The sequence below is a fragment of the Flavobacterium ginsengiterrae genome, assembly GCF_039539785.1.
GTDB classification, from domain to species: Bacteria; Bacteroidota; Bacteroidia; order Flavobacteriales; family Flavobacteriaceae; genus Flavobacterium; species Flavobacterium ginsengiterrae.
In genome coordinates this window covers 372,659-386,410 of the sequence record NZ_BAABDU010000002.1, presented here as the reverse complement: position 1 = coordinate 386,410, position 13,752 = coordinate 372,659, and the positions used below count along the sequence as shown (strand labels likewise).

The 13,752-nt window shown below is 34.3% G+C and carries 16 protein-coding genes; 3 read left to right on the top strand and 13 right to left on the bottom strand.

Features of this window, described 5'->3' with window-relative positions; translation table 11 throughout:
* Positions 1–14: 14 nt before the first annotated feature.
* The 4 genes from ABD859_RS02475 to ABD859_RS02460 form a co-directional block, all read right to left on the bottom strand.
* Positions 15–806 carry an SDR family NAD(P)-dependent oxidoreductase gene (locus ABD859_RS02475; RefSeq protein WP_345139777.1) on the bottom strand — a complete coding sequence of 264 codons (792 nt, stop codon included), beginning with the start codon at positions 804–806 and terminating at the stop codon, positions 15–17.
* A 50-nt stretch (positions 807–856) separates the two neighbouring features.
* Complete coding sequence (locus tag ABD859_RS02470) at positions 857–1,438, bottom strand: TetR/AcrR family transcriptional regulator (RefSeq protein ID WP_345139774.1); 582 nt, start codon at positions 1,436–1,438, stop codon at positions 857–859.
* A gap of 202 nt (positions 1,439–1,640) precedes the next feature.
* Entirely contained in the window at positions 1,641–2,540 is a 900-nt protein-coding gene (locus tag ABD859_RS02465) for a helix-turn-helix domain-containing protein (protein ID WP_345139771.1), read from the bottom strand.
* A gap of 18 nt (positions 2,541–2,558) precedes the next feature.
* Positions 2,559–3,560 (bottom strand): aldo/keto reductase, encoded by a 1,002-nt coding sequence (locus tag ABD859_RS02460; protein ID WP_345139769.1) that lies wholly within the window; start codon positions 3,558–3,560, stop codon positions 2,559–2,561.
* A 218-nt stretch (positions 3,561–3,778) separates the two neighbouring features.
* Between ABD859_RS02460 and ABD859_RS02455 the strand changes: the two genes are divergently transcribed.
* A complete protein-coding gene (locus ABD859_RS02455; protein WP_345139767.1) occupies positions 3,779–4,801 on the top strand; it encodes an LLM class flavin-dependent oxidoreductase in 1,023 nt (340 codons plus the stop codon).
* 202 nt (positions 4,802–5,003) lie between these two features.
* Here ABD859_RS02455 and ABD859_RS02450 read toward each other — a convergent pair whose 3' ends face one another.
* Entirely contained in the window at positions 5,004–5,759 is a 756-nt protein-coding gene (locus tag ABD859_RS02450; RefSeq protein ID WP_345139764.1) for an SDR family NAD(P)-dependent oxidoreductase, read from the bottom strand.
* A 106-nt stretch (positions 5,760–5,865) separates the two neighbouring features.
* Between ABD859_RS02450 and ABD859_RS02445 the strand changes: the two genes are divergently transcribed.
* On the top strand, positions 5,866–6,219 hold the full coding sequence (locus ABD859_RS02445) for a winged helix-turn-helix transcriptional regulator (RefSeq protein ID WP_345139761.1): 354 nt from the start codon (positions 5,866–5,868) through the stop codon (positions 6,217–6,219).
* 166 nt (positions 6,220–6,385) lie between these two features.
* Positions 6,386–6,787 carry a response regulator gene (locus tag ABD859_RS02440; RefSeq protein ID WP_345139758.1) on the top strand — a complete coding sequence of 134 codons (402 nt, stop codon included), beginning with the start codon at positions 6,386–6,388 and terminating at the stop codon, positions 6,785–6,787.
* A gap of 16 nt (positions 6,788–6,803) precedes the next feature.
* Here ABD859_RS02440 and ABD859_RS02435 read toward each other — a convergent pair whose 3' ends face one another.
* The 8 genes from ABD859_RS02435 to ABD859_RS02400 all read right to left on the bottom strand — a co-directional run bounded on the left by ABD859_RS02435 (position 6,804) and on the right by ABD859_RS02400 (position 13,676).
* Positions 6,804–7,208 carry a hypothetical protein gene (locus tag ABD859_RS02435; RefSeq protein WP_345139756.1) on the bottom strand — a complete coding sequence of 135 codons (405 nt, stop codon included), beginning with the start codon at positions 7,206–7,208 and terminating at the stop codon, positions 6,804–6,806.
* 95 nt (positions 7,209–7,303) lie between these two features.
* Positions 7,304–7,858 (bottom strand): YceI family protein, encoded by a 555-nt coding sequence (locus ABD859_RS02430; RefSeq protein WP_345139753.1) that lies wholly within the window; start codon positions 7,856–7,858, stop codon positions 7,304–7,306.
* Between the two features lie 5 nt (positions 7,859–7,863).
* Complete coding sequence (locus ABD859_RS02425; RefSeq protein WP_345139749.1) at positions 7,864–8,265, bottom strand: cytochrome c; 402 nt, start codon at positions 8,263–8,265, stop codon at positions 7,864–7,866.
* A gap of 24 nt (positions 8,266–8,289) precedes the next feature.
* Positions 8,290–9,132 carry a DUF5777 family beta-barrel protein gene (locus ABD859_RS02420; RefSeq protein ID WP_345139746.1) on the bottom strand — a complete coding sequence of 281 codons (843 nt, stop codon included), beginning with the start codon at positions 9,130–9,132 and terminating at the stop codon, positions 8,290–8,292.
* 3 nt (positions 9,133–9,135) lie between these two features.
* Positions 9,136–9,540, bottom strand: coding sequence for an OB-fold protein (locus ABD859_RS02415; protein WP_345139743.1), 405 nt, complete (start codon positions 9,538–9,540; stop codon positions 9,136–9,138).
* Positions 9,541–9,675: 135 nt separating this feature from the next.
* The gene (locus tag ABD859_RS02410) at positions 9,676–12,183 is read right to left on the bottom strand and encodes a TonB-dependent receptor (protein WP_345139740.1); all 2,508 of its coding nucleotides are present in this window, start codon (positions 12,181–12,183) and stop codon (positions 9,676–9,678) included.
* 27 nt (positions 12,184–12,210) lie between these two features.
* Positions 12,211–13,110, bottom strand: coding sequence for a FecR family protein (locus ABD859_RS02405; RefSeq protein ID WP_345139737.1), 900 nt, complete (start codon positions 13,108–13,110; stop codon positions 12,211–12,213).
* Positions 13,111–13,160: 50 nt separating this feature from the next.
* Entirely contained in the window at positions 13,161–13,676 is a 516-nt protein-coding gene (locus ABD859_RS02400) for an RNA polymerase sigma factor (protein WP_345139734.1), read from the bottom strand.
* Between the last annotated feature and the right edge of the window lie 76 nt (positions 13,677–13,752).

Sequence of the window (13,752 nt, the reverse complement as noted above, 5' to 3'; positions counted from 1 at the left end):
TTAGGTTTAATTATTTAAATAGTTTTTAAAACACCTCCATCGGCTCTTAACGAAGTTCCATTTGTTGCAATTGACAGCGGACTAGAAAGATAAACAGCCAGCGAAGCAATTTCGAATGGATTTATGAAACGCTGTAATAAAGAATGCGGATTAGTCTGCTGTACAATTATATTCTTCATTTGCTCGACTTCTATGTTTTGCATCGATGCAATTTGTTCTACAGCACATGCTACGCCTTCAGAATAGGTTGGGCCGCCTAAAATGGTGTTTACCGTAACTTCAGTTCCGATCGTTAGTTTCGATAAACCATTACTGACAGCCGACATAGCCGCTTTGGTCATTCCGTAGTGAATCATGTTTCCGGGAATATTTACGCCAGATTCACTGCTGATAAAAATAATTCTTCCCGATTTTTTCTCCAGCATTTGCGGTAAAAGTTTCTTCGAAAGACGAACGGCGCTCATAACATTGATTTCAAATATTTTATACCAATCTTCATCTTCAAGATCTTCAAAGTTTTTTAAATCAAAAATACCAACATTATTTATCAAAATATCGATGTCAGTTAGTTTATTAAGTAATGCTGCAACTTCCTCTTTATTTTCAAAATCTGCCTTAATTCCTGAAACTTTTGCATCAGGAAATTCAGTTTGTAGTTTTTGAACTGCCAGTTTTGTCTTTTCTTCATTTCTTCCATTAATAATTACTTCTGCTTTTTCAGCCAATAATTGTTGTGCAATTGCAAAACCAATTCCCTGAGTTGAACCGCTTATGAAAGCCCTTTTTCCTTCTAATTTTAAATTCATTTTTATTATATTTATTTTTGTAATGATCGATACATAAATAGTCAAAAAAATTAGCTGATAACAGCTAATTGCATTTCGATTTGATCTTTTAAGACATTTTCGTCGGGATACATTCTTCGAAGTGTATTCAGTCCGCACCAAAATGTTATGAGATATTTCCCTAGAATTTCAGGGGAAGTTTGTGTTTTTATAGTGCCTTTTGTTTGTTCTTCTTTTATAACTTCAGTAAACATTTGTTCGACTTCTTTTAAAATCTGAACAGCATTTGCTTCAAGATCTTCATCGATAAAAGTCATTTCAACAACAGTATTTGCAATGATACAGCCTTTTAAATGATCATTTTGCTCAGCCTGCGCAATGCTTCTAATAAAATCTTTGATAAGTTCTAATGGAGATTCGCTTACACTTAATTCCTTTTTAAAAGCATCAAATGCAAGTCTGCGTTCCTGAATAGCTTTTTGAAATACTTCTTTTTTACCTCCTTTAAATGTGTTGTAAAAACTTCCTGCACCTGCGCCGGTTGCCTTTTGCAAATCACTCAGCGAAGCAGCGCTGTATCCTTTCTGCCAAAAAACTTCCTGTGCTTTTTTTATAATATTTGCATCTTCATAGATTGTTGGTCTTCCTCTCATTTGTTTTTATTTTGTAATGATCGATACAAAATTATATAAAATAAGTTGAAGACCAATTTTTTTAATGAAAAATATAGAAATAAAGCAGGAATTCTAAATTCACATAGCTATGTGTGAGAAACTAGTTTCTTTCAATTCTCCTTTTTTATAAAAGAAAAATCTATGTCTCTATGTGTTGAAAATTAAGTGTTTAGAATTGGAATTAATTATTCCTAATCTTTTCCCGAAATTCCAAAGGCGCCATTTGCGTTCTCTTTTTAAAAAGTGTACTAAAAGACTGCGGATGCTCAAAACCAAGTTCGTATGCAATTTCACTAACCGATAATTCAGTTGCAGAGAGCTTTTCTTTGGCTTTGTTGATCAGCTTTTCATAAATATGTTCTTTAGTATTTCGTCCTGTGTGTATTTTCAGAAAATCGCTGAGATAATTTGGAGAAAGATTCATCGCTTCGGCAATTAAACTAACGCTTAAAAGACCTTTTTCAGTTGTATTTTCATTATAATATTCATTTATAAACCTTTCAAATTTTGTCAATAACGCATGACTGTTATTTTTACGCGTAATGAACTGTCTTTCGTAAAAACGACTCGAATAGTTTAAGAGCAAATCAATCTGCGAGAGAATAATTTCCTGAGTATGACGATCAATATGCTGACATTCTTTATCAATTCGATCCAGAATTTCGATTAGATATTTTTCTTCTTGTTCAGATAAATGCAGGGCTTCATTTACTGCGTACGAGAAAAAACCAAAATCAAATATTTTCTGTGCCAGCGGATGTTTTAGCAGAAAATCTTCATGAAATATAAGCAGATAACCGGCCGCACATTCCATATTATGAAAATCCAAATACTGCACCTGATTGGGTGCAGTAAAACTTAAAACGCCTTTGTCATAATCATAATGTCCCTGACCGTATCTTATTTTTCCTTTCGCATCTCTTTTTAAAGCAACACAATAGAATTTATTGACAAAACCTTTCCAGATTTCATCTTCCAGAAAAATACTCTCAGATAAGTTTATGACGCTTACCATGGGATGTTTGGGTTCTGGAAGTGAAAGTAAGCGGTGAAAAGCAGATACAGATGCGATAGTGTTCATAACAGCGTCTTTTTAAATTTAGTAATCTAGAAGTCCCATACTGAATTCGTCATAAGGAGCTCCGGTATCTGTGCCTAAAGGTACGATACTTTCCAATTTTTGAAGATCATTTTGACTTAATTCTATAGACACAGAAGCTATATTTTGTTCTAAATACTTTCTGCGTTTGGTTCCAGGAATCGGCACAATTCCTTTACTCATAATCCATGCGAGCGCTAATTGAGAAGAAGTTACATTTTTTTCTTCTGCCATTTTTTCAACGGCTTTTACCAATTCAATGTTTTTATGAAAGTATTGTTCCTGAAAACGTGGAATCGCTCTTCTGAAATCATTTTCCGGAAGATCATCAATCGAACGAATTTGTCCTGATAAAAAGCCACGTCCGAGTGGTGAATATGCAACAAAACCAATTTGGAGTTCTTCAAGAGTTTTCAAAACGCCTTTTTCTTCGACAGTTCTTTCGAATAAAGAATATTCGCTTTGAACGGCAGTTATGGGGTGAACATTGTGCGCTTTTCGAATAGTTTCAGAAGATACTTCCGAAAGTCCGATATATTTTACTTTTCCTTCTTTAACAAGATTTGCCATTGCATCTACAGTTTCTTCTATCGGCGTATTTTTGTCCAGACGATGCATATAATACAAATCGATATAATCTGTATTTAAGTTTTTAAGCGAACGTTCTACGGCTTTTTTGATGTACTTTCTGCTTCCGTTTATGGCCCAGGTTACTTTGTTGTTGTCATCGATTTCCCAGCCGAATTTAGTTGCTAAAATGTATTTATCGCGATCGTTTCCGATAGCTTTAGCGATTAATTGTTCATTTTTTAAAGGCCCGTAAAGATCTGCTGTATCGAGAAAATTGCCTCCCAGTTCAAACGAACGATGAATGGTTTGAATTGCTTCTTTTTCGTCTGCTTGACCGTACATATTTCCTTCTTCAAAACCTGTCATTCCCATGCATCCCAAACCAATTGGCGGGATAATTAATCCTTGATTTCCTAATTTAATCTGTTTCATCTTTTTGTCATTTTATTAGAATACAAATTTCGAAAGAAAGAACAGGGTAAAGGTTTGCCGATTACGGAAGCTTGTATTCAAATTACAGATGTTTATTAAAATTTATGAAGCGATTTGAAGATTAAGAAGTTGAAGAATTCATACATTAATTACACAGAAAACAATAACAAAACCAGCAAGTATGCGTATATTTGGGAATAGTAAAAAACAAGCCATTTATGAAGAAAATAGGATTTTTATCATTCGGGCATTGGGCTAATAATCCAGCATACAAAACTCGTACAGCAGGCGATACACTGCTTCAATCTATCGATTTGGCTGTTGCAGCAGAAGAAATAGGTTTAGACGGCGCTTATTTTCGCGTACATCATTTTGCGCAGCAATTGGCTTCGCCTTTTCCACTGCTTTCGGCAATTGGCGCGAAAACAAGCAAAATTGAGATTGGAACGGGCGTAATCGATATGCGATACGAAAATCCTTTGTATATGGTAGAAGATGCCGGTGCCGCCGATTTAATATCAGAAGGACGTTTACAATTGGGAATAAGCAGAGGTTCACCAGAACAGGTTATCGACGGCTGGAATTACTTTGGTTACGAACCTGCAGAAGGCGAAAATGACGCTGATATGGGGCGCAAAAAAGCATTAGACTTTTTAGAAGGACTTAAAGGCGAAGGATTTGCAGAACCAAATCCGTACCCGATGTTTCCAAATCCGCCGGGATTGCTGCGTGTAGAACCACATTCTGAAGGATTAAGAGAAAGAATCTGGTGGGGAGCTGCCTCGAATGCAACCGCAATTTGGGCTGCAGAAAACGGAATGCACTTACAGAGTTCGACTTTGAAGTATGATGAAAACGGAAAACCTTTTCATGTACAACAGGCAGAGCAGATTAGATTGTACAAAGAGGCTTGGAAAAAAGCGGGACATGACCGTGAAGCAAGAGTTTCTGTAAGCCGTTCAATTTTTGCCATCGTAAACGATCAGGATCGATATTATTTTGGAGGACAAGGAAAAGGCGCCGATAGTTTTGGTTATATCGAACAAGATAAAAGAGCCATTTTTGGAAAAAGTTATGCTGCCGAACCAGATAAACTAATTGCAGAATTAGCCCAAGACGAAGCGATTCAGGAAGCCGATACTGTATTGTTGACTATTCCTAATACTTTAGGTGTTGACTATAATGTACATCTTTTGTCGTCAATTTTAGAACATGTTGCTCCAGCATTGAATTGGAGATAAATTTGAAATAAATTAAAGTAAAAGCCCTCTGTTCTTTTTTTAAGAAAGAGGGCTTTTTTCTACATAAATATTTATGTTAAGATTTCTTCAGCAAAGTTTATTTCATCAAACTTATATTAGTTAGACCTCCGTCCGAAAGAATTTCTGTTCCTACAATAAAAGCAGAATCATTTTTTGCTCATTTCGTAAATGTTTAAAAAAGTTAGAAACCATAAATTCCTCCAGAAACAGAAATCTTCTCTCCATTAATCCATCCGGAATCATCTGAAGCCAGAAATACAGCAGCTTTTGCAATATCTTCCGGCTGTCCTGTACGTGAAAGCGGCGTATTGGCAACAAACTTTGTTTCTGCTTCACTGCCAATAAATCCGGCGCTATGTGAACCTTCGGTTTCAACTACTCCGGGTAGTATAGAATTAATACGGATATTTCTTCCGCTGAATTCTTTAGATAAGGAAATTGTAATAGAATCCAGTGCCGCTTTGGTTGCAGAATAAATTGATCCGGTTGGCAAAGGCATTTTTGAAGCTTCAGAACTGACATTAATTATATTGCCGCCTTTGTCTCCAAATAATTTTAAAGCTTCTTTTATTGTAAGCAGAGAGCCTAAAACATTAATGTTAAACTGCTGATGAAAAGATTCTTCATTTAATTCTTCAATAGGCGCATATTGATATATACCGGCATTGTTAACCAAAATATCCAAATGGCCAAATGCATTTTTAGTTTCTTCAAATAACCTTACTACGTCGGCTGCTTTTGAAACATCGGCTTGTACCGAAATGGCTGTTCCGCCTTTTTCTGTTATTGATTTAACTACTTTATCTGCATCTTCTTTGCTCGATGCATAATTTACGACAACTTTTGCGCCTTCTGCGGCGAAATATTGAGCAATTGATGCACCAATTCCTTTTGAAGCTCCTGTAACTATTGCAGTTTTATTTTTTAATTTATCCATGATTTTATATGTATGATGTTAATGGTGCAAATTTAAATCGAGTAAATTAATTTTAGTAACTTTGTAACGAAAAGTAACAGTAACCTTGAAGTAACAAAGTAACCTGATGGAATGTAATGTAATTGAAAAAGAGCAGCATAAGAAAGAAATGATGGCTGTTCAGGACTCGATGGATGTTTTAAACGGCAAATGGAAAATTGCTGTGATTTCGTCTATTTGTTTTTATAACAAAAGAAGATTTTCGGATATTTTGAATGATGTCTCAGGTATATCAAACAAAATGCTGAGTAAGGAATTGAAGGAGCTTGAACTAAACCAACTAGTTAAGCGCACCGTTCTGGATACGCATCCTGTAACGATTCAATATGAACTGACAGCGCATGGTAAAACGCTGCAAACCATTATTCAAAACCTTACTGAATGGGGAATTGAGCACCGAAAAAAAATTGTAGGCAGATAATAATTCTGAACTGATTTAGAAATTAACGGTTAAAATTTAATTAATCAAAAGGCACATTTGCAGAGATAAACAGCATAAAATGAGTAAGTTTTAACTGCATGTGGGAATTTTGTAACTCTACATTTAGAGATATGATTAATTTTGAGTTAGTTTTTAATTTTACAGTATGCAGTATAAAAATATTTTACTGGTTGACGATGACACCGATGATACCGAGATTTTCCAAATGGCGGTTGCAAGTTTTGATTCTAACATCAAAATTTCAATAGAAAATAATGCTCTAAAATCACTTAAGAAATTGAAAGAAACTACTAAGTTTCCTGATATTATATTTTTAGATTATTATATGCCGTATCTGGATGGAAGCGAGTTTCTTAAACTGCTGCGCGAAATTAAAGGTCTGAAGAAAATTCCTGTGGTTTTATACTCCGGTCAGGCGGGATCAGCGATTAAAGATGTCGCCGCAACATTTAAAGATGTGAAATTTTTAAAAAAGAAGTCTGATTTTAGGGATATAGTTGATTCTTTAAAGAGTATCATAAAGTCAGAAACTCCTATTTCAAAATAAAAAATGCTGTAAAATTTCAGTATAATCTTTTAATAGGGTTAAAATGCCTTAGAATTTTTTTAGGTGTTATAATTACTTGGTTTTGAACTTGGTCAAACCACTGAACTTCTTTAAAAACTTCCGCACAGCATTCTTGTTTGGAGTTAAAAAAACTGCTTTTAAGATTGATCTTTTCATTTATGTGGCAGTATTTCAATTCTATAGAAAAAGGCTCTGTAAACATAAGGTTTTTATAACAGACCAATTCATTATTTCCTTCCTTAAAACCAAGATGCAGCGCATTGAGTTTTTCTTTTGAAAATCCGTTATAAAATAAAAAATGGTATAATAATCGAAGCGTGTAGGAGGTATATGCTGTACTTTCCATTTCCATATTATCATTTACATCTTCACCAGAAACATTATAATTTTTGCAGATCATTTCAATTTTGGTTTTGGTTAGAAAAAAGGAGACCGGCTAAGTATGAAAAACCGGTCTCAGAATAATTCTCAGATGAGATTTGTGTTAGAAAGCATTTATTTAGACAGTAAAAAATTGTAATCAATTTTTACTTTATCAGCAATTTTTTTTCTCACTAAACTTGGTATTTCAATACCATAATCTTCTGGTTTAGCTTCAAAAGAACCTGCTGCGTTTACGCCGTTGGCAGTTTTAGAAATTTTTACCGTAACGGTTACAGGTTTTGTTTTACCGTGAATAGTAAGATCTCCCTTCAGCGTAAAATTTTTAGGTGTATTTGAAATTTTCGAAATATCAAAATCATCAATTTTACCTTTTAAAGTCGCTTTAGAAAATTTTTCAGATTCCATGTAGTTTTCATTGAAATGCTCTTCCATCAGTGCCACTTTAAAACGAAAACCTTTAATAAGAACCAATGCTGCAAAATCACCAGTTGATTGTTCTAAAACCGCTGATACACTTTTGTTTTCGGCAGCAACTTCTTCGTAAGATGGCATAGAAGCCTGAAATTTAATGCTGCCCGTTTTAGTTATCAGTTTCTGCGCTGATCCATTGGTATGGAAACCAATAATAAGTATCAGCATTAAATAGCTAAAAATTGATTTTTTCATAGAAATTAATTTTCTTTAAGTCCATCTGTGTTCCATTTTACAATCAGGTCAATGTTTGCCTGAGCCATTCTTCCAGCCTGAGGCATAATTCCCTGCTGGCCGGTTTGAAGCTGAATTCTGTTCAGAAGTCCTGCATTTTCTACAGCTGCTTTAACTTCTGCATAAGTAGTTAAAGGTCTAAAAGCGGCTGATCTTCCGCTTTGGTGGCATCCAATACAATTAGCGTCGATAATCGATTTTACATTTTTAGTATAGGTTATGGCAGCTGCCGGCTCTGTTGGATTTGTTGGGTTTGTTGGGTTTGTAGGTGTGCCAGTTCCAGGGTTTTCAATGTCCTGATAGGTGTCAGAATCACTGCAGCTTGCTAATACAGCAAGTAAAATAGTTAGTGTTAATACTTTTTTCATAGCTTGTTTTTTATGGTTTTTAAATTAGAATACTCTGTATAAGTTAAATCCGAAGAAGAAATCTCCTTTACCCCAGTCTCCAGATGCATTGGTGATGTAACCGCTCTCACTCATAGCTTGTGAGTTGGTAAATATTAACTGAAAAACGTGTCCGCCGGTTTCAACGTCAAGACCAACAGAAAGTGGGTTTTTGTAAAAATCTGGTTTATCAAAATTGTGCATGTACTCTAAATTGACAGACAATCTTTTAGTTATTTTATAACGCCCGCCGCCACCAAAAGAAAACTGATTATCTCTTTCGATATCAGGATTGTAAAGGTTTTTGTGAATGAAAGACGGCACTAATTCAAATGAAAGTTTTTCACTGAATTTTCTAGAGATTAATAATTGCTGTACATAAGTCGTACGATGTTTAAACTCTAAACCTGGATATTGGTCTTTTTCTAAAAAAGTATTAATATCCGCCACACTGTAACCCACGACATCTACTGGAAAATCATCGCTTTGTCGCAACATTCGGTACTTTAATCCTGTTTCATACATTTTATTTAAAGTATGTCTGGAAAGGCTCACAGATAACCAATCGGTAATACCATAAATACCGCCTAATTTTGTTGTAGCGTTATCCAAACCAAAAAAGCTGTCAAAACCATCTTTTACAGTTCCAAAACGGTGTGAAACCACAAAATAGAATTCTTTTTTAGCAGGCATTTTTGTTGACTGCAGCGTTACAATTTGTAAAGCCTTAAATGCGATTGCGGGGTGATTTCCTTCTACCTGAGTAGAATCAAGACTGTTGAGTAAATCGTCCTGAGAGTAGGCCATAGTAGCGAGAAATAAACAGATTGGGACTAAAAATTTCTTCATAAATTAATTGTTTGGTTTAATAATGGTGCATTGGTCTAATTTTATTTCCTGAAACAGTTCGTCATAACCAATACATTTTCCTTTAATGACTGCTTTTGTGTTTAAGAGATTGTGATTTAGTTTTTGATTGAAAAGGCAAAAAACAGCACTTTGAAGTATCATTACAGAATCCGTTTCTTTGGTTACCAATCCTGTTATTTCGATGGTTTTGTTTAGATATTGTACATCTGCTTTTTGCGGATCGGAGTTGTAATCCTCAATTAATTGTGAAGCAGGAATACTGGTTTCTGGTTTTTCGGTTTCAATGTTTCGGGCTTCTTTAAAGAGATAACCGTAATAAAAATAAATGCCTCCAGAAACCATTATGAGTAAGGCGGCGAGTATTAGTGCTGTTTTTTTTCTTTTCATTTCCAATTTTTTTTGTGAAAGGGTTTAAAACTAAAACAGCCTTGATGCAGATTACCCTACCAAAAAATTATGTTTTTTGAAAAAAAAATGTAAAAACGAAGTATGAATGTGGTTAAAAATCTTACATTCAGTAAATTAGAATGAAACTCTAAAACTCAAATTTGGAGTTCTTTGTAATGAAAAAGTCTCCACTTCTTCAATAGAATTGGTCAGCGAAGCGATTCTATAATATTCGCTGATTTCGTTTTTTCGGTTTAAAATATTCAGGATAGAAATTCCGATTTTGTATTGAATTCCATTGTCGCTTTCCCATTTGTAAGTCGTGGAAAGATTAACCTGCGAAAAAACATGAAGATTGGTATTGTTAGGTTTGTTGTAAACCAAAATAGGATCAGAAAGATCAATTTGAGAAACATCTGGCGATGTTTTTGGTCTTCCAGAAGACCATTTTGTTCCTAAAGCAATTTTGAAATTATTTTTCTCATACATTACAGCCCACGAAAGGGTATGAGCCAATTTGAAATTGTTAGGAAAAGTGCTGAATTCGTAATCAGGAAAATGGTAATTATTGTTGTTATACGTATAACTGAACCAAGTCAGGAAATTGTTGAATTTTTTCTGAATCAGAAATTCTGTTCCAAAAACTTCATAATCTCCCGTAGTACGTACAAATTCTAACTGATTTTGAAATCCCTGGCTAGAAGTTGTAATTCCGTTTACTTTTTTATAAAAATTTTCCAGATCTATAAGCCAGTCATTTTTTTTGTACAAAAGGCTTAAAGAAATTTGTCTGCTTCGTTGAATGGGAATTATACTGTCGTCGGCAACAATCCAGCGTCTTTTTTCGATTCCAAAATAATCCTTTTGCAAATCAATAATCTGCTGGGCACTCTGACTTTTTAATTCGCCCAGAAGTTCTAAATTTAAGTTTTTGTTTATGCCGTAATTAAACTGTACGCGAGGTTCGATAATCGTTTTTTTGAATTTTTCGATATAATTAATTCGTGTTCCAACTTTAAAATACAACCTGTTAAGCGTATCATTGTATTTTCCTTCTACAATAAAAGCATGAGTTCTGAGTACATCTTTAACTTTTCGGTAGAAATCAGGATTGCTGACACGTTCAAGATTGGTAACACCAATTTCATTAAACTGATAACCATCGTTTAAGCTGAATTTGGAGTTTAAAATATGCTGATTTTCTAAGTTAATTCCGTTATTATTAACCGTGTTTTCCTGAACAGCAACCTGATCGGTAATACTTGTTTTTTGATTTCCTAAAAGTTCGTAAGCCGAATTGTAAAGATTGATTTTAGTGGTATTAAAAGAGTTCCAATTTCTTTTCCACGACAAATTACCGCCGTAATTCTGCTGTCTTAAAACACTGTTTTCAGATTTATTGATATTATAAACAGTAGCACTTTGAAAAACTTCGAGATTATCCTGAATGGTTATTAAATCCAGAACAATTTGATCTTTGTTTCCTATTTTCTGTGCGTATTTAAAAGTAGCATCATAAAAACCAAACTTTTTATCGCTTTTATAATCAATATCCTGTGCCTGTGAAAAATCGGTGATGGTTGTGTTTTGGAATACTTTATTAAAATATTCTTTATAAGTGGGAGTTTCTAAAAAATCAGTAATCGATTTACGCGCTGAAAATTCGATATAACTCTTTTTTGAAAGATTGTATTTCGCATAAATATCGGCATTGATCATATTGATTCCGGCGCTGAAACTATTTTTCTCCACAGTTTCAGGAGTAGAAGAAATGTCAACTACACTCGATACACTTTCGCCAAAAAAAGCAGAACTTCCGTTTTTATAAATCGAAATGGTATGCGCAAGATTTGGGTTAAAAACGGATATTAAACCAAAAAAATGTCCCGTTTGAAACATTCGTATTCCATTCCATAAAAACAAATTCTGATCGTGCGTACCCCCGCGAACATTAATGCTGGCAACACTTTCGTCGATACTGTTTACTCCCGGAATTTGCTGCATAGTCTGCAAAGCATCGGGTTCGATAAGTCCGGGCAGAATACCAAATTTTTTAGGTTTAATTTCAAATGCACCGTCAGCATTTTTAGAAATCCCCGAAGCCAGAATCGCATTCGCTTTAATCTCTTTTAGCTCTGTAACTTCTGGTTCAAGAAATAGTTGAATGCAATTTTTAGAATCTTGGTTTGCTGTTGTAATCCTTTTGGAAGAAAATCCAATATGACTTATTAAAAGTGTGTTTCTGTCTCTTTTTGAGAATTCGAAATAACCATTTGAATCTGTTGTAATATGAATTTTTCCAGATACATTAATATTAGCATCTTCAATCGGTTTTTTATCTAAGGCTGAAAAAACATAACCGCAGATGGTCTGGGTTTCATTTTCGCTTTTAAAAACATTAATAAATTTGTTGTCTATATTTTCAAAAGATAAATGGGTAACTCTGCTTAAATATTGCAGTTTTTGCTCTAATGAAAGTGATTTTTTTGGCGGATTTAAACTAAGTCCGGCAATGTTATCTTCGAGATAATTAAAACTTACCTGATGCTGTTTTTCAATATCAGAAATGATTTGGTTGAAAGGCACAGCTTTTCCTTTGTCCTGAGCAAAAATATTCAGGACATAGAAAAAAATGCAAAACAAAAAATGATATTGTTTGGGGAGCAGCATCTATTTTTCGCCAATAATTATTTTGTTTTTTGAGACTTTTTGAACTTCTAAATGATATGTTGTACTAATAATCTGCAAAGCGGTATCAAGATTTTCAGCAGGTAATTTTCCTGTAAATAAAGCTGTTGTGTCTTTTACGTTTAATTCTATGCTGATGTTATATTGTCTTTCCACTTCGTCGAGTATCGTTCTGATATTTTCTTTATAAAATGATATTTGGTTGTTGATCCATTCCGGTTTTGATGAATCGGTATTCATTTCAATCTGATTTCCGTTTTCAAAACTAACCCCTTGTCCATGCGTTAAAAGAATTTCTTTGTCCTGATAATTTACTTTGACACGACCTTCATAACACACAATATCAAACCTGTTTTTTCTGGTTTTAACATTGAACTGCGTTCCTAAAACGGTTACTTTTCCTAATCTGGTTTCAACTTCAAAACGTTTTCCTTTTGCCACTTTAAAATACGCTTCACCTTTAAGTTCAAGATGTCTGTTGTGGTCCCAGTTCCATTTTTTATAATGTATTTCAGAACCAGAATTTAAAACTACTTCAGAATTATCTGGAAGCGCGAATGTTGTTTTTTCTCCAAAATCAGCTGATTCTGTTTGAGGAATCAACATTCTAAAAGCAAACATAACGCCAAGCGCCAGCACGAAAATGGCAGCGGCACGGAAAAACCACGTTTTGTAAAGCGGAATCACTTTTGGTGTTTCTTTTTTCTGTTTTAAAATATTCGCCAGCATTGCGTTTTCATCCAGATCATCTACCGTTAAATGTTCTGTATAATTTTTAATTTTTTGATATTTTTCGAAATCAGGACTTGCTTTAAAAGCTGCCAATTCTTCCTCTGATAAATCATCGTTGAGCCATTTAGCCAATAAGTGATTTTTTTTCATTGTACCGGTATTATGTTGTTAAAACAGTTTGAATTAATTTTACCCTACTTTTATAGATCAATTTCTTTGCGTAAGCTTAATAAAGCCAAATGAATGCGTTTTTCTACGGCTTTTACGCTTATGTTTAATTCCTGCGCAATTTCGCTGTATTTCTTTCCGTCAATTCGATGCATTAAAAAAGCGATGCGCTGTTTTTCGTTCAGGTTTTCTATAGCTTTTAAAAGTTTAGCCTGAAATTGTTTTTCCTCAAGAATATATTCGGGTGTTTGATTGGTTTTGTCTAAACCTGAAAAGTCTTTTTCGTATTTTAAAACGACTTTTTGATGCGCAATTTCGTTAAGACTGCTGTTGTTGGCAATCGTGTAAACGTACGATTTTGCTTTTTCAAGCGGTACAGATGCGCAGTTCTGCCAAAGTTTTAAGAAAGCTTCGTGCGCGGCATCTTCGGCCTTTTCCAGATTACCAAATTTGTAAAAAAGAAAATTGCGCAGTGCTTTTACATTGCTTTTAAAAAACGATGAAAAAATTATTTCGTCACAAGTATTTGATTCGGGGTTATTTGGCATGTAGGTTTTACGATTAGTAAGCTGCAAAAGTATTTGTTTTTAGTTTAAGTAGGGTAAAAGCAGCACTGATTGTTTT

What these genes read in the sequence shown, in the direction of transcription:
- ABD859_RS02400 (WP_345139734.1), bottom strand. Translation starts at nt 13,676, where the DNA reads ATGCCAAATAACCCCGAATCAAATACTTGTGACGAAATAATTTTTTCA.
- ABD859_RS02420 (WP_345139746.1), bottom strand. Translation starts at nt 9,132, where the DNA reads ATGAAGAAATTTTTAGTCCCAATCTGTTTATTTCTCGCTACTATGGCC.
- ABD859_RS02445 (WP_345139761.1), top strand. Translation starts at nt 5,866, where the DNA reads ATGGAATGTAATGTAATTGAAAAAGAGCAGCATAAGAAAGAAATGATG.
- ABD859_RS02450 (WP_345139764.1), bottom strand. Translation starts at nt 5,759, where the DNA reads ATGGATAAATTAAAAAATAAAACTGCAATAGTTACAGGAGCTTCAAAA.
- ABD859_RS02460 (WP_345139769.1), bottom strand. Translation starts at nt 3,560, where the DNA reads ATGAAACAGATTAAATTAGGAAATCAAGGATTAATTATCCCGCCAATT.
- ABD859_RS02415 (WP_345139743.1), bottom strand. Translation starts at nt 9,540, where the DNA reads ATGAAAAGAAAAAAAACAGCACTAATACTCGCCGCCTTACTCATAATG.
- ABD859_RS02430 (WP_345139753.1), bottom strand. Translation starts at nt 7,858, where the DNA reads ATGAAAAAATCAATTTTTAGCTATTTAATGCTGATACTTATTATTGGT.
- ABD859_RS02440 (WP_345139758.1), top strand. Translation starts at nt 6,386, where the DNA reads ATGCAGTATAAAAATATTTTACTGGTTGACGATGACACCGATGATACC.
- ABD859_RS02435 (WP_345139756.1), bottom strand. Translation starts at nt 7,208, where the DNA reads ATGATCTGCAAAAATTATAATGTTTCTGGTGAAGATGTAAATGATAAT.
- ABD859_RS02470 (WP_345139774.1), bottom strand. Translation starts at nt 1,438, where the DNA reads ATGAGAGGAAGACCAACAATCTATGAAGATGCAAATATTATAAAAAAA.
- ABD859_RS02425 (WP_345139749.1), bottom strand. Translation starts at nt 8,265, where the DNA reads ATGAAAAAAGTATTAACACTAACTATTTTACTTGCTGTATTAGCAAGC.
- ABD859_RS02405 (WP_345139737.1), bottom strand. Translation starts at nt 13,110, where the DNA reads ATGAAAAAAAATCACTTATTGGCTAAATGGCTCAACGATGATTTATCA.
- ABD859_RS02465 (WP_345139771.1), bottom strand. Translation starts at nt 2,540, where the DNA reads ATGAACACTATCGCATCTGTATCTGCTTTTCACCGCTTACTTTCACTT.
- ABD859_RS02455 (WP_345139767.1), top strand. Translation starts at nt 3,779, where the DNA reads ATGAAGAAAATAGGATTTTTATCATTCGGGCATTGGGCTAATAATCCA.
- ABD859_RS02475 (WP_345139777.1), bottom strand. Translation starts at nt 806, where the DNA reads ATGAATTTAAAATTAGAAGGAAAAAGGGCTTTCATAAGCGGTTCAACT.